Consider the following 15,704-nt stretch of genomic DNA (forward strand, 5'->3'; position numbering starts at 1 on the left):
CGAAAAATGCTTCAGGACAAAGACCGTATCTTCACCAACATCTACGGCCTCTTCGACACGTCGCTGGCCGGCGCGCAGTCGCGCGGCATCTGGGACGATACGCCCGGCCTCATCGCCAAGGGGCGCGACTGGATCGTCAACGAGATGAAGGCGTCCGGCCTGCGCGGCCGCGGCGGCGCCGGCTTCCCGACCGGCCTGAAATGGTCGTTCATGCCAAAGCAGAGCGACGGCCGTCCGAGCTATCTGGTCATCAATGCCGACGAATCCGAACCCGGCACCTGCAAGGACCGCGACATCCTGCGCAACGACCCGCACACGCTGGTCGAGGGCGCGCTGGTCGCCGGCTTCGCCATGGCCGCGGTCGCGGCCTACATCTATGTGCGCGGCGAGTTCATCCGCGAGCGCGAGGCGCTGCAGCGCGCCATCGACGAGGCTTACGCGGCCAAGCTGATCGGCAAGGGCAACACCTCGGGCTACGACTTCGACGTCTATATGCATCATGGCGCCGGCGCCTATATCTGCGGCGAGGAGACGGCGCTGCTCGAAAGCCTCGAAGGCAAGAAGGGCCAGCCGCGGCTGAAGCCGCCGTTCCCCGCCAATGTCGGCCTCTATGGCTGCCCGACCACGGTCAACAATGTCGAGTCGATCGCGGTGGCGCCGACCATCCTGCGTCGGGGTGCTGCCTGGTTCTCGTCCTTCGGCCGGCCGAACAATGCCGGCACCAAGCTGTTCTGCGTTTCCGGCCACGTCAACAATCCGTGCACCTTCGAAGAGGCGATGTCGATCCCGTTCCGGGAGCTGATCGAGACGCATTGCGGCGGCATCCGCGGCGGCTGGGACAATCTGCTCGCGGTCATTCCGGGCGGCGCTTCGGTACCGCTGGTGCCGGCCGAGCAGATCATGGACGCGCCGATGGATTTCGACGCGCTGCGCGACCTCAAATCCGGCCTCGGCACGGCGGCTGTCATCGTCATGGACAAGTCGACCGATGTCGTGAAGGCGATCGCCAGGCTTTCCTACTTCTACAAGCATGAAAGCTGCGGCCAGTGCACGCCGTGCCGCGAAGGCACCGGCTGGATGTGGCGGGTGATGGAGCGGCTGGTGCGCGGCGAAGCGCAGAAGCGCGAGATCGACATGCTGCTCGACGTCACCAAGCAGGTCGAGGGCCACACGATCTGCGCGTTGGGCGACGCGGCGGCCTGGCCGATCCAGGGCCTGATGCGGCATTTCCGCGGCGAGGTGGAACGCCGCATCGACGAGTTTTCGCGCAACGCGCACCGGGTCGAGCCGGTGATGGTGGCGGCGGAATAAGACTTACGGGCGCAAGCCCGAGACGGAAAGCAGGGGCGGGGCATACGAAGAAACGACCAGGAGAATTCTATGGCGCCGTATTCGATACCCTATCCGTTCATGCCTGATTTGGACCAGCTCGAGAAGATGAACCAGGACCTGACCAAGATGATGCCGAAGGAGATGGCCAGCGCCGTCAACCTTCTGGCGCATCCGGTCGCGGGCGCGGCGGCGATGTCGGCGCTCGGCATTGGTGTTGCCAACCATGCCGTCGGCATGTGGATGGGCGCCTTCACCGGCGCGCTGGAGGCTTCGCAGCGCATGTTCCAGCCCTTCCTCGACGATCTCGAGGCGCAGAGCGAAGCGGCCGCCAACGCGTCCAAGGCGCGCAAGGCGACCGAGACGCTGATCGCCGAGGCGCAGACCTTTGCCCGCGACATGACCGATATCACGGCCAGCGCGACCGAAAAGGCGCTCGACGCGACCGGGGCCGATATTGTCGCCCAACCGGCAGCGGCCGGGTTGATGCCCGAGGATTTCAGGCAACCGAAGGCCGTCGACAAGCCGGCGAAGCCGTCGGACCTGAAGGCGATTTCGGGTATCGGACCGAAACTTGAGAAGGTGCTCAACGGTCTCGGTATCTGGACCTATGAGCAGATCGCGGCCTGGACGTCGCAAGAGATCGCCTGGGTGGAAGATTATCTGTCGCTCGCCGGCCGCATAGGCCGCGACGACTGGACTGCGCAGGCGGCGGCGCTCGCCGCGAAGTGATTTGAAAAGCCGGGCGCGGTGCAAACCGCGCCCGGAAGATAGATTGCGGACATCCGCAGAGGTTTGAGGCGAATGGCAAAGCTGAAGGTCGACGGGAAAGAGATCACGGTACCCGACCATTACACGCTGCTGCAGGCGGCCGAGGACGCCGGCGCGGAAGTGCCGCGCTTCTGCTTCCATGAGCGGCTGTCGATCGCCGGCAATTGCCGCATGTGCCTGATCGAGGTGAAGGGCGGCCCGCCCAAGCCGCAGGCATCTTGCGCCATGGGCGTGCGCGACCTGCGCCCCGGCCCGAATGGCGAGCCGCCGGAAATCTTCACCAACACGCCGATGGTCAAAAAGGCCCGTGAAGGCGTGATGGAGTTCCTGCTGATCAACCATCCGCTCGATTGCCCGATCTGCGACCAGGGCGGCGAATGCGACCTGCAGGACCAGGCGATGGCCTTCGGCGTCGATTCCTCGCGCTATCACGAGAACAAGCGCGCGGTCGAAGACAAGTATATCGGCCCGCTGGTCAAGACGGTGATGAACCGCTGCATCCACTGCACGCGCTGCGTCCGCTTCACCACCGAAGTCGCCGGCATTTCCGAGCTCGGCCTGATCGGCCGCGGCGAGGATGCCGAGATCACCACCTATCTCGAACAGGCGATGACCTCGGAGCTGCAGGGCAATGTCATCGACCTTTGCCCGGTCGGCGCGCTGACCTCCAAGCCGTTCGCCTTCCAGGCGCGGCCGTGGGAGCTGACCAAGACGGAATCGATCGACGTCATGGATGCCGTCGGCTCGGCGATCCGCGTCGACTCCAGGGGTCGTGAAGTGATGCGCATCCTGCCGCGCGTCAACGAGGCGGTGAACGAGGAGTGGATCTCCGACAAGACCCGCTTCATCTGGGACGGCCTGCGCACGCAGCGCCTCGACCGCCCCTATGTGCGCAAGAACGGCAGGCTCGCTCCGGCAAGCTGGGCGGAAGCCTTCGCGGCGATCAGGGACGAGGTGTCGAAGACCGCGCCCGAGCGCATCGGCGCCATCGCCGGCGATCTCGCCGCGGTCGAGGAGATCTATGCGCTGAAGCTTCTGATGAGCGCGCTCGGCTCGAAGAACATCGACTGCCGCCAGGATGGCGCCGCGCTCGATCCGTCGCTCGGCCGCGCCAGCTACATCTTCAACCCCACCATCGAAGGCATCGAGCAGTGCGATGCGGTGCTGATCATCGGCGCCAATCCGCGCTTCGAGGCCTCGGTGCTCAACGCCCGCATCCGCAAGCGCTGGCGCGCCGGCAACCTGCCGGTCGGCGTCATCGGCGAGGTCGGCGACACCCGCTACGACTATGAGTTGATCGGCGCAGGTCCCGAATCCCTGAAGGGTCTTGCGGACGGCAACGGCAAGTTCTTCGAGGTGCTCAGCAAGGCCACGCATCCGCTGATCATCGTCGGCCAGGGCGCGCTGGCGCGCGCGGACGGCGCGGCTGTGCTCGGCCAGGCGGCAAAGCTCGCGGCTGCCGTCAACGCGGTCACCGCCGACTGGAACGGCTTTGCGGTGCTGCACAATGCGGCGGCACGCGTCGGCGGCCTCGATGTCGGCTTCGTGCCAGGCGAGGGCGGCAAGAACGTCGCCGGCATGCTAGGCGACACCGACGTGCTCTTTCTGCTTGGTGCCGACGAGATCGACATGGCCAAGACCGGCGGCGCCTTCGTCGTCTATATCGGCACGCATGGCGATGCCGGCGCGCATCGCGCCAACGTCATCCTGCCGGCCGCCGCCTATACGGAAAAGTCCGGCACCTATGTGAACACGGAAGGCCGCGTGCAGCAGACCAACCGCGCCGGCTTCGCCCCTGGCGAGGCGCGCGAGGACTGGGCGATCCTGCGGGCGCTGTCGGATGTGCTCGGCAAAAAGCTGCCTTTCGATTCGCTGGCGCAGCTGCGCGCCAAGCTCTATGGCGAATTCCCGCATCTCGCCCGCATCGACCAGGTGCAGGCCGGCAGCGGCGACGATATCGCCAAGGTGGCGAAGCTCGGCGGCCGTTTGAACAAAGGCACCTTCACCTCGCCGGTGAAGGACTTCTATCTGACCAACCCGATCGCGCGGGCGTCGGCCGTGATGGCTGAATGCTCGGCGCTGGCCAAGAGCGGCTTCAAGCAGGCGGCGGAATAAGCATGGAAACCTTCTTCTTCCTCTATGTGGCGCCGGCGCTCTGGATTCTGGCCGAGTCGGTGCTCCTCATCGTCGTGCTGCTGATCGGCGTCGCCTACCTGCTCTATGCCGACCGCAAGATCTGGGCGGCGGTGCAATTGCGCCGCGGCCCGAACGTCGTCGGCCCATGGGGAACGCTGCAGGCCTTCGCCGACCTTTTGAAATTCGTTTTCAAGGAACCGGTGATCCCGTCCGGCGCCAACAAGGGCGTGTTCCTTCTGGCGCCGCTGGTGTCGGCGGTGCTGGCGATCTCGGCCTGGGCCGTCGTTCCGGTCAGTGAGGGCTGGGCGATCGCCAACATCAATGTCGGCATCCTCTATGTTTTCGCCATCTCCTCGCTCGAGGTCTATGGCGTGATCATGGGCGGCTGGGCGTCGAATTCCAAATATCCGTTCCTCGGCGCGCTGCGTTCGGCCGCGCAGATGGTGTCCTATGAAGTGTCGATCGGCTTCGTCATCGTCACCGTGCTGCTCACCGTCGGCTCGCTCAACCTCTCCGACATCGTCATGTCGCAGCAGGATGGTCTCGGCACGCGGCTCGGCCTGCCCAACACCTTCCTCGACTGGCACTGGCTGTCGCTGCTGCCGATGTTCGTGGTGTTCTTCATCTCCGCGCTTGCCGAGACGAACCGTCCGCCTTTCGACCTGGTGGAGGCGGAATCGGAACTCGTCGCCGGCCACATGGTTGAATATTCGTCGACGCCGTTCCTGCTCTTCTTCCTCGGCGAGTATGTCGCCGTCGTCCTGATGTGCGCGCTGGCGACCATCCTGTTCCTCGGCGGCTGGCTGCCACCGTTCAATTTCGCGCCCTTCACCTGGATACCGGGCGTCATCTGGTTCGTGCTGAAGATCTGCCTGATGTTCTTCATGTTCTCGATGGTGAAGGCTTTTGTGCCGCGCTACCGCTATGACCAGCTGATGCGGCTGGGCTGGAAGGTGTTCCTGCCGATTTCGCTGTTCATGGTCGTGGCCACCGCGGCCTTCCTCAAGATCACGGGGTTTGCGTGATGTCCGCTCTGGCCCAGGCCGCAAAGTCGCTGCTGCTGAAGGATTTCGTCAGCGCCTTTTTCCTGTCGATGCGCCAGTTCTTCGCGCCGAAGGAAACGATCAACTATCCGCACGAGAAGGGGCCGACCAGCCCGCGCTTCCGTGGCGAGCATGCGCTGCGCCGTTATCCCAACGGCGAGGAACGCTGCATCGCCTGCAAGCTCTGCGAGGCGATCTGCCCGGCGCAGGCCATCACCATCGAGGCCGGCCCGCGCCGCAATGACGGCACGCGCCGCACCGTCCGCTACGACATCGATATGGTGAAATGCATCTATTGCGGCTTCTGCCAGGAAGCCTGCCCGGTCGACGCCATCGTCGAGGGGCCGAATTTCGAATTCGCGACCGAGACGCGCGAGGAGCTCTACTACAACAAGGAAAAGCTGCTCGCGAACGGCGATCGCTGGGAGCGGGAGCTGGCGCGCAACATCGCGCTGGACTCGCCATATAGGTGATTAGCGTGCTTCTCCCCGTTTACGGGGAGAAGATGTCGGCAGGCAGATGAGCGGCGGCGCCAGCTTCTGGAAACTTGGCGTTACCCCTCATTCGGCCCTTCGGCCCACATTCTTCCCGTAAACGGGGAGAAGGAACAAGAAAGTGGACGGCGCAACGTCGTCCGTCTAAGGAACACGCGGTTTCGAACCGGAAGCGGGTCGGAGTCGGAATTTGGAACCCGGGGAATCCCATGCTGACTGGATTAGAGGCGGCTTTTTTCTACCTCTTCGCCTTTATCGCCGTGGCGTCGGCCTTCATGGTCATTTCGTCGCGCAACCCCGTGCATTCCGTGCTGTTCCTGATCCTCACCTTCTTCAACGCCGCAGGCCTGTTCATGCTGACGGGCGCCGAGTTCCTGGCGATGATCCTGCTCGTGGTCTATGTCGGCGCGGTGATGGTGCTGTTCCTGTTCGTCGTCATGATGCTCGACGTCGACTTCGCCGAGATGAAGCAGGGCGCGCTACAATATGCGCCGATCGGCGCGATGGTTGGGTTGATCCTGGCGGCGGAGCTGATCGTCGTGCTCGGCGGCTACACATTCGCGCCGCAGCTCGCCTCAACGGTCGCCAAGGCGACGCCGGACCTCGCCACGCGCTCCAACACGGCGGCGCTAGGCGACATCCTCTATACGGACTACCTCTATTATTTCCAGATTTCCGGCCTGGTGCTCTTGGTCGCCATGATCGGCGCCATCGTGCTGACGCTGCGCCACAAGCCAGGCGTCAAGCGGCAGTCAATCGCCGCGCAGGTCGGCCGCACCCCGGCGACCGGCATGGAAATCCGCAAGGTCAAATCGGGCGAGGGCATCTGAGATGGTCGTCGGCATTGCACATTACCTGACGGTATCGGCGATCCTGTTCACGCTCGGCGTGTTCGGCATCTTCCTGAACCGCCGCAATATCATCGTCATCCTGATGTCGGTCGAGCTCATCCTGCTTGCGGTCAACATCAATTTCGTCGCTTTCTCGGCGGCGCTGCACGACCTCGTCGGACAGGTCTTCGCCTTGTTCGTGCTGACGGTCGCGGCCGCCGAAGCCGCGATCGGTCTTGCCATTCTTGTCGTCTTCTTCCGCAACCGCGGCTCGATCGCGGTCGAAGACGTGAGCTCGATGAAGGGTTGACGGGAACCACCATGTATCAGGCTATCGTCTTCCTTCCGCTGCTTGGCTTCCTGATTGTCGGCCTGTTCGGCAATTCGCTCGGCGCCAAGGCTTCCGAATACATCACCTCCGGCTTCCTGGTGATCGCGGCTATCCTGTCCTGGGTCGCCTTCTTCACCGTCGGCTTCGGCCATGGCGAGGTGTTCACCGTGCCGGTGCTGCGCTGGATCCAGTCAGGCGGTATCGACGCCTCCTGGGCGCTCAGGATCGATACGCTGACGGTGGTGATGCTGGTCGTCGTCAACACCGTGTCGGCGCTGGTTCACATCTATTCGATCGGCTACATGCACCACGATCCGAACCGGCCGCGCTTTTTCGCCTATCTGTCGCTGTTCACCTTCGCCATGCTGATGCTGGTGACCGCCGATAACCTGATCCAGATGTTCTTCGGCTGGGAAGGCGTCGGTCTCGCCTCCTATCTGCTGATCGGCTTCTGGTACAAGAAGCCGTCGGCCAACGCCGCGGCGATTAAGGCCTTCGTGGTCAACCGCGTCGGCGATTTCGGCTTCGCGCTCGGCATCTTCGGCGTGTTCGTGCTGTTCGGCTCGGTCAATCTGAGCACCGTCTTTGCCAATGCGGCATCATTCCTGCCGGCCGAAGGCGCGCCGGCCGGTGCCGCCGTGCTTACTTTCCTCGGCCATGCGCTCGACAAGCAGACGGCGTTGACCGTGGTGTGCCTGCTGCTCTTCATGGGAGCCATGGGTAAGTCGGCGCAGGTGCCGCTGCACACCTGGCTGCCGGACGCCATGGAAGGCCCGACGCCGGTCTCCGCGCTCATCCACGCGGCGACCATGGTGACCGCCGGCGTGTTCATGCTGGCGCGGCTGTCGCCGCTGTTCGAGCTGTCGCACTCGGCGCTGACCGTCGTCACCTTCATCGGCGCCTTCACCGCCTTCTTCGCGGCGACCGTCGGCCTCGTCCAGAACGACATCAAGCGCGTCATCGCCTATTCGACCTGCTCGCAGCTCGGCTACATGTTCGTGGCGCTCGGCGTTGGCGCCTATGGCGCGGCGATCTTCCATCTGTTCACGCACGCCTTCTTCAAGGCGCTGCTGTTCCTCGGCTCCGGCTCGGTCATCCATGCCGTTTCCGACGAGCAGGACATGCGTAAGATGGGCGGGCTGCGCAAGCTGATCCCGGCCACCTACTGGATGATGATCGTCGGCACGCTGGCGCTGACGGGCGTCGGCATCCCGGCAACCGTGATCGGCACCGCCGGCTTCTTCTCCAAGGACGCCATCATCGCAACCTCCTTCGCCAGCCACAATGCGGTCGCCGGCTTCGCCTTTATCCTGCTGGTGGTCGCTGCATGCTTCACCAGCTTCTACTCATGGCGCCTGATCTTCATGACCTTCCACGGCGAGCCGCGCGCCAGCCACGAGGTCATGCACCATGTCCATGAATCGCCGCCGGTGATGCTGGTGCCGCTCTATCTGCTCGCTGCCGGCGCGCTGTTCGCTGGCATCATCTTCCACGGCGCCTTCATCGGCGAGGGCTATGCCGAGTTCTGGAAGGCGTCGCTGTTCACGCTGCCGGACAACCACATCCTGCACGAGATCCACGAATTGCCGCTGTGGGTGGAACTGGCGCCGTTTGTCGCCATGGTGATCGGACTTGCGGTTGCCTGGAAGTTCTACATCCGCTCGCCGGAACTGCCGCGCAGCGTCGCCGCCAACCACCGCCTGCTCTACGGCTTCCTGCTCAACAAGTGGTATTTCGACGAGCTCTACGACTTCCTGTTCGTGCAGCCGGCCAAGCGCCTCGGCAGGTTCCTGTGGAAGACCGGTGACGGCACGATCATCGACGGCCTCGGGCCCGATGGTGTCTCGGCGCGCGTCGTCGACGTCACCAACCGCGTCGTCAAGCTGCAGACCGGCTACCTCTACCACTATGCTTTCGCCATGCTGATCGGCGTGGCCGCTCTAGTCACCTGGATGATGCTCTGATGACCGACTGGCCAATCCTCTCGCTGGTCACCTTCCTGCCGCTGGTTGGTGTTCTGCTCATCCTGTTCATCAGCGACGACAGCGAAAACGCGCGCCGCAACATCCGTGCGATCGCCTTCATCACGACGGCGTTCACCTTCGTCGTCTCACTGTTCATCTGGAAGGGTTTCGACAATTCGCAGGCCGGCTTCCAGTTCGTCGAGAAGCACGCCTGGCTGGATTCGGGCATTTCCTATCACATGGGCGTCGACGGCATATCGATGCTGTTCGTCATCCTGACGACCTTCCTGATGCCGCTTTCCATCCTCGCCTCCTGGGAAGCGATCGAGAAGCGGGTGAAGGCCTATATGATCGCCTTCCTGATCCTCGAGACGCTGATGATCGGCGTGTTCTGCGCGCTCGACATCGTGCTGTTCTACGTCTTCTTCGAGGCCGGCCTGATCCCGATGTTCATCATCATCGGCGTCTGGGGCGGCAAGCGGCGCGTCTATGCCTCGTTCAAGTTCTTCCTCTACACGCTCGCCGGCTCTGTGCTGATGCTGCTCGCCATCATGGCGATGTTCTTCCAGTCCGGTACGACCGACATCACCACGCTGCTGACGCATCACTTCCCGGCCAACATGCAGACCTGGCTGTGGCTGGCCTTCTTCGCCTCCTTCGCGGTGAAGATGCCGATGTGGCCGGTGCACACCTGGTTGCCCGACGCACACGTCGAGGCGCCGACGGCAGGCTCGGTGATCCTGGCCGCCATCCTCTTGAAGATGGGTGGGTACGGCTTCCTGCGTTTCTCGCTGCCGATGTTCCCGGAAGCGTCGGCGATGTTCGCGCCGCTGGTGTTCACGCTCTCCGTCGTCGCCATCATCTACACCTCACTGGTTGCGCTGATGCAGGAGGATATGAAGAAGCTGATCGCCTATTCGTCGGTCGCCCATATGGGCTTCGTCACCATGGGCATCTTCGCGATGAACCAGGAAGGCGTGCAGGGCGCGATCTTCCAGATGCTCAGCCACGGCCTGGTCTCCGGCGCGCTGTTCGTGTGCGTCGGCGTCGTCTATGACCGCATGCATACGCGCGAGATCGACGCCTATGGCGGGCTGGTCAACAACATGCCGAAATACGCGACCGTGTTCATGATCTTCACCATGGCCAATGTCGGCCTTCCCGGCACCAGCGGCTTCATCGGCGAGTTCCTGACCATGCTTGGCGTGTTCAAGGTCAACACATGGGTGGCATTCTTCGCCGCCACCGGCGTCATCCTGTCGGCGGCCTATGCGCTCTGGCTCTATCGCCGGGTGATCTTCGGCGCGCTGACCAAGGACAGCCTGAAGAACCTGCTCGATCTGTCGCCGCGCGAGAAGGCGATCATCTATCCGCTCGTAGTGCTGGTCATCTTCTTCGGCGTCTACCCGGCGCCGGTGTTCGACGCGACGGCCCAATCGGTCAAGTCGCTCGTCACCAACGTCACCGCATCCATCAATTCCGCGCAGACCGCGGCGGCGAACTGACTGGGGAATAGACCATGACGCCGGACCTTCTCTCCAGCCTTTCGCTCTCGACGCCGGAATTGATCCTCGCCGTCGGCGCGCTGGTGCTCCTGATGATCGGAGCCTATTCGCGCTCCAACAACACCATGACGGTGACCGGGCTCGCCGTCCTCGTTCTGGTTGTGGCCGGACTCTGGCTCGCCTTCTCCGGCGGGCAGGGCGCTGCCTATGGCGGCGCCTTCGTGCAGGATGCCTTCGGAGCCTTCATGAAGATGCTGGCGCTGATCGGCTCGGCGGTGACGCTGGTCATGTCGATGCGCTTTGCGCGCCAGGAACATTTCGACAAGTTCGAATTCCCGGTGCTTATCCTGCTCTGCACGCTCGGCATGATGCTGATGATCTCGGCCAACGGCATGATCGGGCTCTATCTCGGGCTCGAGTTGCAATCGCTGGCGATCTACGTGCTGGCGGCGATCAACCGCGACAATTTGCGCTCGACCGAAGCGGGCCTGAAATATTTCGTCCTCGGCGCGCTGTCCTCGGGCATGCTGCTCTACGGCATCAGCCTCGTCTACGGCTACACCGGCAACACCGGTTTCCAGGAGATCGCGACGGCTCTGGGCAGCGGCGAGCGCCAGCTCGGCCTCGTCTTCGGCTTGGTGTTCGTGCTCGCCGGCCTCGCCTTCAAGATCTCGGCCGTGCCGTTCCACATGTGGACGCCGGACGTCTATGAAGGCGCGCCGACCCCAATCACCGCATTTCTGGCGGCGGCGCCGAAGATGGCGGCGATGGCGCTGATCGTGCGTGTGACCATGGGCGCTTTCAAGCCGATCGCTTCGGACTGGCAGCAGATCGTCGTCTTCATCTCGATCGCCTCGATGGCGCTCGGCGCTTTCGCGGCCATCGGCCAGACCAACATCAAGCGCCTGATGGCCTATTCCTCGATCGGCCATATGGGCTATGCGCTGGTCGGCCTTGCCGCCAACAGCCAGGCGGGCGTGCGCGGCGTCGCCATCTACATGCTGATCTACCTGGTGATGACACTCGGCACCTTCGCCTTCATCCTTGCCATGCGGCGCAAGGAAGGCAATGTCGAGCGGATCAGCGATCTTTCCGGCCTTGCATCGACCAACCCGGTCATGGCCACCATCCTCACCATCCTGATGTTCTCGCTGGCCGGCATTCCGCCGCTCGCGGGCTTCTGGGGGAAATGGTATGTATTCCTCGCCGCCATCAACGCGCATCTCTACGCGCTGGCGATCATCGGCGTTCTGGCCTCCGTGGTGGGCGCCTACTACTACCTGCGCATCATCAAGATCATGTGGTTCGACGAGCCGGTCGGCGGCTTCGTGCCGATGGCCAGCGAGTTGCGCCTCGTGCTCGGCGTCAGCGGCGCCTTCGTGCTGTTCTACGTGCTGATCGGCGGACCGATCGGCAGTTATGCCGAAGCTGCCGCCAAGACCTTCTTCTGACGGGATGGCGTTTCGGCTGGCTCCAACCGCGGCGTCGGAGGGGTTCCGGCTCGAGGCGCATGACAGCGTCGGCTCCACCAACGCGCTGGCGTTGGAACACGCGCGCGCCGGCGATCCGGGAAAACTCTGGGTCGTGTCGAAAAAGCAGGAGAGCGGTCGCGGCCGGCGTGGCCGCGCCTGGGCGACGCCGGAAGGCAATCTTGCCGCGACACTGCTCCTGGTTCCGGGCGGTGAGCTTCGGCTGGCCGCGACGCTTGGCTTCGTCGCGGGGCTGGCGCTGGCCGACGCGCTCGACGCCGTCGCGCCGAAGGGCCGGATCGCCGTTGCCGTCGACGGCGCAAGCCAGGGCCGCAACCGGTTCGAGCTGAAATGGCCGAACGACGTGCTGGCTTCGGGCGCCAAGCTTGCCGGCATCCTGCTGGAGTCGGCGATGCTGGAAGGCGGCCGCTTCGCCGTTGCCATCGGCATTGGCGTCAATGTCGTGGCTTACCCCGAGGATTTGCCTTATCCGGCGACATCGCTGCAGGCGCTGGGCGCCAATTGCGATGCCGAAACGCTGTTCCTGGCGCTATCGGATGCCTGGAGCGAGAATGCCCGGATCTGGGACGATGGGCGCGGTCTCGATGCCGTCCGGAAGCGCTGGCTTGCCCGCGCGGCGGGGCTCGGGGGCGAGGTTGCTGTCAGAATTGACGGCAATGTGGTGCGCGGCGTCTTCGAAACCATTGACGAGGACTGCCGTTTCGTGATCCGCGACGATGAAGGATCGGTTTTGACGATCGCGGCCGGCGACGTGCATTTCGGCGCGGTCGCCTCGGCCCGGGTATAGTTTTGTTTTGCGCCATTCCGGACGGAAGTCATTGACCACGCTTTTCCCGGAATTGCTCCAACGGCTTGGCCGGACGGCCAGGAAGGAAAGGACTCATGGCGAATAGAGAAAACGCCGAGCTCGTTTTCGCGCCGCTGGGCGGCGTCGGCGAGATCGGCATGAATTTCGCCCTTTATGGCTATGGGCCCGCTGGTGCGCGCGAATGGATCGTCGTGGACGTCGGCGTCACCTTTCCCGATAGCGCGCATCCCGGCGTCGATCTCATCCTGCCCGATACGCGCTTCATCGAGGAGAACATCGACGGCCTGCGCGGCATCGTCATCACCCACGCGCATGAGGACCATTACGGCGCGCTGCTCGATATCTGGCCGAGGCTCAAGGCGCCGGTCTGGATGACGCCGTTCACCGCAGGCCTGCTCGAAGCCAAGCGGCAGGGCGAGCAGAACGCTCCGAAGATTCCGGCGTCGATCTACCAGGCCGGGGAGAAATTCACCATCGGACCTTTCGAGATCGAGGCCATTCCGGTGGCGCACTCGATTCCCGAGCCGATGTCGCTGGCGATCACCACACCGGCCGGCACCGTCATCCATACCGGCGACTGGAAGATCGACCCGGAGCCGACGATCGGGCCGAAGACCGACGAGGCGCGGTTCCGCGCCTATGGCGACAAGGGCGTGCTGGCGCTGGTCTGCGATTCCACCAACGCCTTGAGGGAAGGGGAGTCGCCGTCGGAAGTGGCGGTGGGCGAAGGCCTCAAGGGCGTCATCGAGAAGGCCAAGGGCCGCGTCGCGGTCACCACGTTCTCCTCCAATGTCGGGCGCATTGTCTCGATAGCGCGCGCGGCGCGCGATGCCGGCCGGCAGTGCCTGGTGCTCGGCCGCTCGCTGAAGCGCGTCATCGATGTGGCGGGCGAGCTCGGCTATATGGATGGCCTGCCGGAGTTCATCTCCGAGGAAGACTATGGCTATATCCCGCGCGAGAACCTGGTGATCATCTGCACCGGCAGCCAGGGTGAGCCGCTCGCCGCGCTTGCAAAGATGTCGCGCGACGAGATGAAATCGGTGGCGCTGACGGCTGGCGACACGGTGGTGTTTTCCTCGCGTACCATTCCCGGCAACGAGAGGGCGATTCTGGAAATCAAGAACCGGCTGATCGATCTCGGCATGAAGATCATCGAGGACGGCGACGCGCTGGTGCATGTGTCGGGCCATCCGCGCCGCAGCGAATTGCGCAAGATGTATGAATGGGTGCGGCCGCAGATCGGCGTTCCCGTGCATGGCGAGGCGGCGCATCTGGTGGCGCAGGGCTCACTGATGTCGATGTCGGGCATCGGCCAGGTGGCGCAAGTGCGCGACGGCGACATGCTGAGGCTCTGGCCCGGCCCGGCGACGATCATCGACCAGCTGCCGTTCGGCCGGCTGTACAAGGACGGATTCCTGATCGGCACCGACCAGGCGATGGGCATACGCGACCGCCGCAAGCTCTCCTTCGCCGGTCATGTCGCGGTCAATGTCGTGCTCGACGACAAATATGAGCTTGCCGGCGACCCCGACCTGGTGGCGATCGGCGTGGCCGAGGCGGATGCCAGCGGCGAAACGCTGGAGGACCTGATGCTCGATGCGGCAATCGGCGCCGTGGACTCCATTCCGCGCCAGCGCCGAAAAGACCTCGACCTGGTGCAGGAAGCGGTGCGCCGCGCCGTGCGCGCCGCCGCCAACGAAGCCTGGGGCAAGAAGCCGCTGGTGACGGTGTTTGTGACGCGGTGAATGGTGAATGGTGAATGGTCAGTAGTGAGTAGTGAGTAGTGAGTAGTGGAATCTGCTGTTCGGTGCCGGGCAACCATTCACTACTGACTACTCACCACTCCCCTGGAGTGAACCAATGCTTGGACGCCTGAACCATGTCGCGCTTGCCGTGCCGGACCTGGCCGCGGCGGTGGCTGCCTATCGCGATACGCTTGGCGCGCGATTGAGCGAGCCGCAGGCGCTGCCGGAGCACGGCGTGACGGTGGTGTTCGTCGATGTCGGCAACACGAAGATCGAGTTGCTGGAGCCGCTGGGCGATGCCTCGCCGATCGCAGCGTTTCTCGAGAAGAACCCTTCGGGCGGCATGCATCATGTCTGCTATGAGGTCGACGATATTCTGGCTGCCCGCGACCATTTGAAGGCGAGCGGCGCGCGCGTGCTGGGCGACGGCAACCCAAAGATCGGCGCGCATGGCAAGCCGGTTCTGTTCCTGCATCCCAAGGATTTCTTCGGCACGCTCGTCGAACTGGAGCAGGCATGAACTGGGTGCTGCTCTGCGCGCTGTTCTTCGTCACCTGGTGGCTGGCGCTGTTCATCGTCCTGCCGTTCAGCCTGCGCACGCAGGACGACGACAAGGATGTCACGCTTGGCACGGTTTCCAGCGCGCCGCGCGGTCCGCATATGCGGCGCGCCTTCCTGCGCGCCACGGTCGTGACGGTGGTTGTGATGGGCACTTTCTACGGCCTGACGACGGGGCTGGGGTTCAGCTTCGACGACGTCATGCGGATCATGCCGGACTTCACGCCGGACACCAGCCACTGAGGCTGCAGACACAGTCCCCGCAAGTATTTCGAAGCATCCGCGCGCAAGGGTTGAAATCGGAAGTCGGCTTCCGATTTTCGCGAGCGCAGATGGTCAAGCTGTTTGGCAGAGGGCTGGGCTAAGCAGATGATTGCACAAAAAAAATGCAAGGCACGAGGCCTTGCAATTTAAACGCGTCCGATCCGTTTCCGGTGTCCGGCGGCAGCGAGTTACCGCGCCTAGATCGCATCCTCCCAAGACTTTGACCGCGTAGGAGAGCAGATTTTTCTCCGCCCTCTCGGTTATCGGCGCACACTAGACCAAGGCAGGTGAAAATGTCACGAAGAATTTTGCCCGGAAACGGGCAATATCGTGCTGCACTGCACAATACTGCGGCAGGGCTTGCTTGTGAATCGATCAAATAGCCATTCGAGGCACTTTGCCGCCAAAATCGGCTGTTTGGTAAGGTGCAGAAGGC

At 63.6% G+C, this 15,704-nt stretch carries 14 protein-coding genes; all 14 read left to right on the plus strand.

Annotated features, from left to right (window positions below):
* The first annotated feature begins 6 nt into the window (after positions 1–6).
* Positions 7–1,311 (plus strand): NADH-quinone oxidoreductase subunit NuoF, encoded by a 1,305-nt coding sequence (nuoF, locus tag EN862_RS06555; protein WP_127863342.1) that lies wholly within the window; start codon positions 7–9, stop codon positions 1,309–1,311.
* A 69-nt stretch (positions 1,312–1,380) separates the two neighbouring features.
* Positions 1,381–2,061 (plus strand): NADH-ubiquinone dehydrogenase, encoded by a 681-nt coding sequence (locus EN862_RS06560; protein WP_127863343.1) that lies wholly within the window; start codon positions 1,381–1,383, stop codon positions 2,059–2,061.
* 72 nt (positions 2,062–2,133) lie between these two features.
* On the plus strand, positions 2,134–4,215 hold the full coding sequence (gene nuoG / locus EN862_RS06565) for an NADH-quinone oxidoreductase subunit NuoG (RefSeq protein WP_127863344.1): 2,082 nt from the start codon (positions 2,134–2,136) through the stop codon (positions 4,213–4,215).
* Positions 4,216–4,217: 2 nt separating this feature from the next.
* On the plus strand, positions 4,218–5,261 hold the full coding sequence (nuoH, locus tag EN862_RS06570; protein ID WP_127863345.1) for an NADH-quinone oxidoreductase subunit NuoH: 1,044 nt from the start codon (positions 4,218–4,220) through the stop codon (positions 5,259–5,261).
* Positions 5,261–5,752 carry an NADH-quinone oxidoreductase subunit NuoI gene (gene nuoI, locus EN862_RS06575; protein WP_042643165.1) on the plus strand — a complete coding sequence of 164 codons (492 nt, stop codon included), beginning with the start codon at positions 5,261–5,263 and terminating at the stop codon, positions 5,750–5,752. Before nuoH ends, nuoI begins: the two co-directional genes overlap by 1 nt.
* Positions 5,753–5,982: 230 nt before the next feature.
* Complete coding sequence (locus EN862_RS06580) at positions 5,983–6,603, plus strand: NADH-quinone oxidoreductase subunit J (protein ID WP_027168993.1); 621 nt, start codon at positions 5,983–5,985, stop codon at positions 6,601–6,603.
* A gap of 1 nt (position 6,604) precedes the next feature.
* Positions 6,605–6,913 (plus strand): NADH-quinone oxidoreductase subunit NuoK, encoded by a 309-nt coding sequence (nuoK, locus tag EN862_RS06585; protein ID WP_112100004.1) that lies wholly within the window; start codon positions 6,605–6,607, stop codon positions 6,911–6,913.
* An 11-nt stretch (positions 6,914–6,924) separates the two neighbouring features.
* Positions 6,925–8,898 (plus strand): NADH-quinone oxidoreductase subunit L, encoded by a 1,974-nt coding sequence (nuoL, locus tag EN862_RS06590; RefSeq protein WP_127863346.1) that lies wholly within the window; start codon positions 6,925–6,927, stop codon positions 8,896–8,898.
* Entirely contained in the window at positions 8,898–10,403 is a 1,506-nt protein-coding gene (locus EN862_RS06595; RefSeq protein WP_127863347.1) for an NADH-quinone oxidoreductase subunit M, read from the plus strand. Before nuoL ends, EN862_RS06595 begins: the two co-directional genes overlap by 1 nt.
* Positions 10,404–10,417: 14 nt before the next feature.
* The gene (gene nuoN / locus EN862_RS06600; protein ID WP_127863348.1) at positions 10,418–11,854 is read left to right on the plus strand and encodes an NADH-quinone oxidoreductase subunit NuoN; all 1,437 of its coding nucleotides are present in this window, start codon (positions 10,418–10,420) and stop codon (positions 11,852–11,854) included.
* A gap of 4 nt (positions 11,855–11,858) precedes the next feature.
* Positions 11,859–12,680 (plus strand): biotin--[acetyl-CoA-carboxylase] ligase, encoded by an 822-nt coding sequence (locus tag EN862_RS06605; protein WP_127863349.1) that lies wholly within the window; start codon positions 11,859–11,861, stop codon positions 12,678–12,680.
* A 95-nt stretch (positions 12,681–12,775) separates the two neighbouring features.
* A complete protein-coding gene (locus tag EN862_RS06610; RefSeq protein ID WP_127863350.1) occupies positions 12,776–14,446 on the plus strand; it encodes a ribonuclease J in 1,671 nt (556 codons plus the stop codon).
* 115 nt (positions 14,447–14,561) lie between these two features.
* A complete protein-coding gene (mce, locus tag EN862_RS06615) occupies positions 14,562–14,966 on the plus strand; it encodes a methylmalonyl-CoA epimerase (protein WP_127863351.1) in 405 nt (134 codons plus the stop codon).
* Positions 14,963–15,247 carry a DUF1467 family protein gene (locus EN862_RS06620; RefSeq protein WP_127863352.1) on the plus strand — a complete coding sequence of 95 codons (285 nt, stop codon included), beginning with the start codon at positions 14,963–14,965 and terminating at the stop codon, positions 15,245–15,247. Before mce ends, EN862_RS06620 begins: the two co-directional genes overlap by 4 nt.
* Positions 15,248–15,704: the final 457 nt, after the last annotated feature.

The sequence above is a fragment of the Mesorhizobium sp. M2E.F.Ca.ET.219.01.1.1 genome (assembly GCF_004016445.2).
In the GTDB taxonomy this organism is placed as follows: domain Bacteria; phylum Pseudomonadota; class Alphaproteobacteria; order Rhizobiales; family Rhizobiaceae; genus Mesorhizobium.

Bases quoted from the DNA above. Each gene is read 5' to 3' on its own strand.
- nuoF (WP_127863342.1), top strand. From the start codon at position 7: ATGCTTCAGGACAAAGACCGTATCTTCACCAACATCTACGGCCTCTTC.
- EN862_RS06560 (WP_127863343.1), top strand. From the start codon at position 1,381: ATGGCGCCGTATTCGATACCCTATCCGTTCATGCCTGATTTGGACCAG.
- nuoG (WP_127863344.1), top strand. From the start codon at position 2,134: ATGGCAAAGCTGAAGGTCGACGGGAAAGAGATCACGGTACCCGACCAT.
- nuoH (WP_127863345.1), top strand. From the start codon at position 4,218: ATGGAAACCTTCTTCTTCCTCTATGTGGCGCCGGCGCTCTGGATTCTG.
- nuoI (WP_042643165.1), top strand. From the start codon at position 5,261: ATGTCCGCTCTGGCCCAGGCCGCAAAGTCGCTGCTGCTGAAGGATTTC.
- EN862_RS06580 (WP_027168993.1), top strand. From the start codon at position 5,983: ATGCTGACTGGATTAGAGGCGGCTTTTTTCTACCTCTTCGCCTTTATC.
- nuoK (WP_112100004.1), top strand. From the start codon at position 6,605: ATGGTCGTCGGCATTGCACATTACCTGACGGTATCGGCGATCCTGTTC.
- nuoL (WP_127863346.1), top strand. From the start codon at position 6,925: ATGTATCAGGCTATCGTCTTCCTTCCGCTGCTTGGCTTCCTGATTGTC.
- EN862_RS06595 (WP_127863347.1), top strand. From the start codon at position 8,898: ATGACCGACTGGCCAATCCTCTCGCTGGTCACCTTCCTGCCGCTGGTT.
- nuoN (WP_127863348.1), top strand. From the start codon at position 10,418: ATGACGCCGGACCTTCTCTCCAGCCTTTCGCTCTCGACGCCGGAATTG.
- EN862_RS06605 (WP_127863349.1), top strand. From the start codon at position 11,859: ATGGCGTTTCGGCTGGCTCCAACCGCGGCGTCGGAGGGGTTCCGGCTC.
- EN862_RS06610 (WP_127863350.1), top strand. From the start codon at position 12,776: ATGGCGAATAGAGAAAACGCCGAGCTCGTTTTCGCGCCGCTGGGCGGC.
- mce (WP_127863351.1), top strand. From the start codon at position 14,562: ATGCTTGGACGCCTGAACCATGTCGCGCTTGCCGTGCCGGACCTGGCC.
- EN862_RS06620 (WP_127863352.1), top strand. From the start codon at position 14,963: ATGAACTGGGTGCTGCTCTGCGCGCTGTTCTTCGTCACCTGGTGGCTG.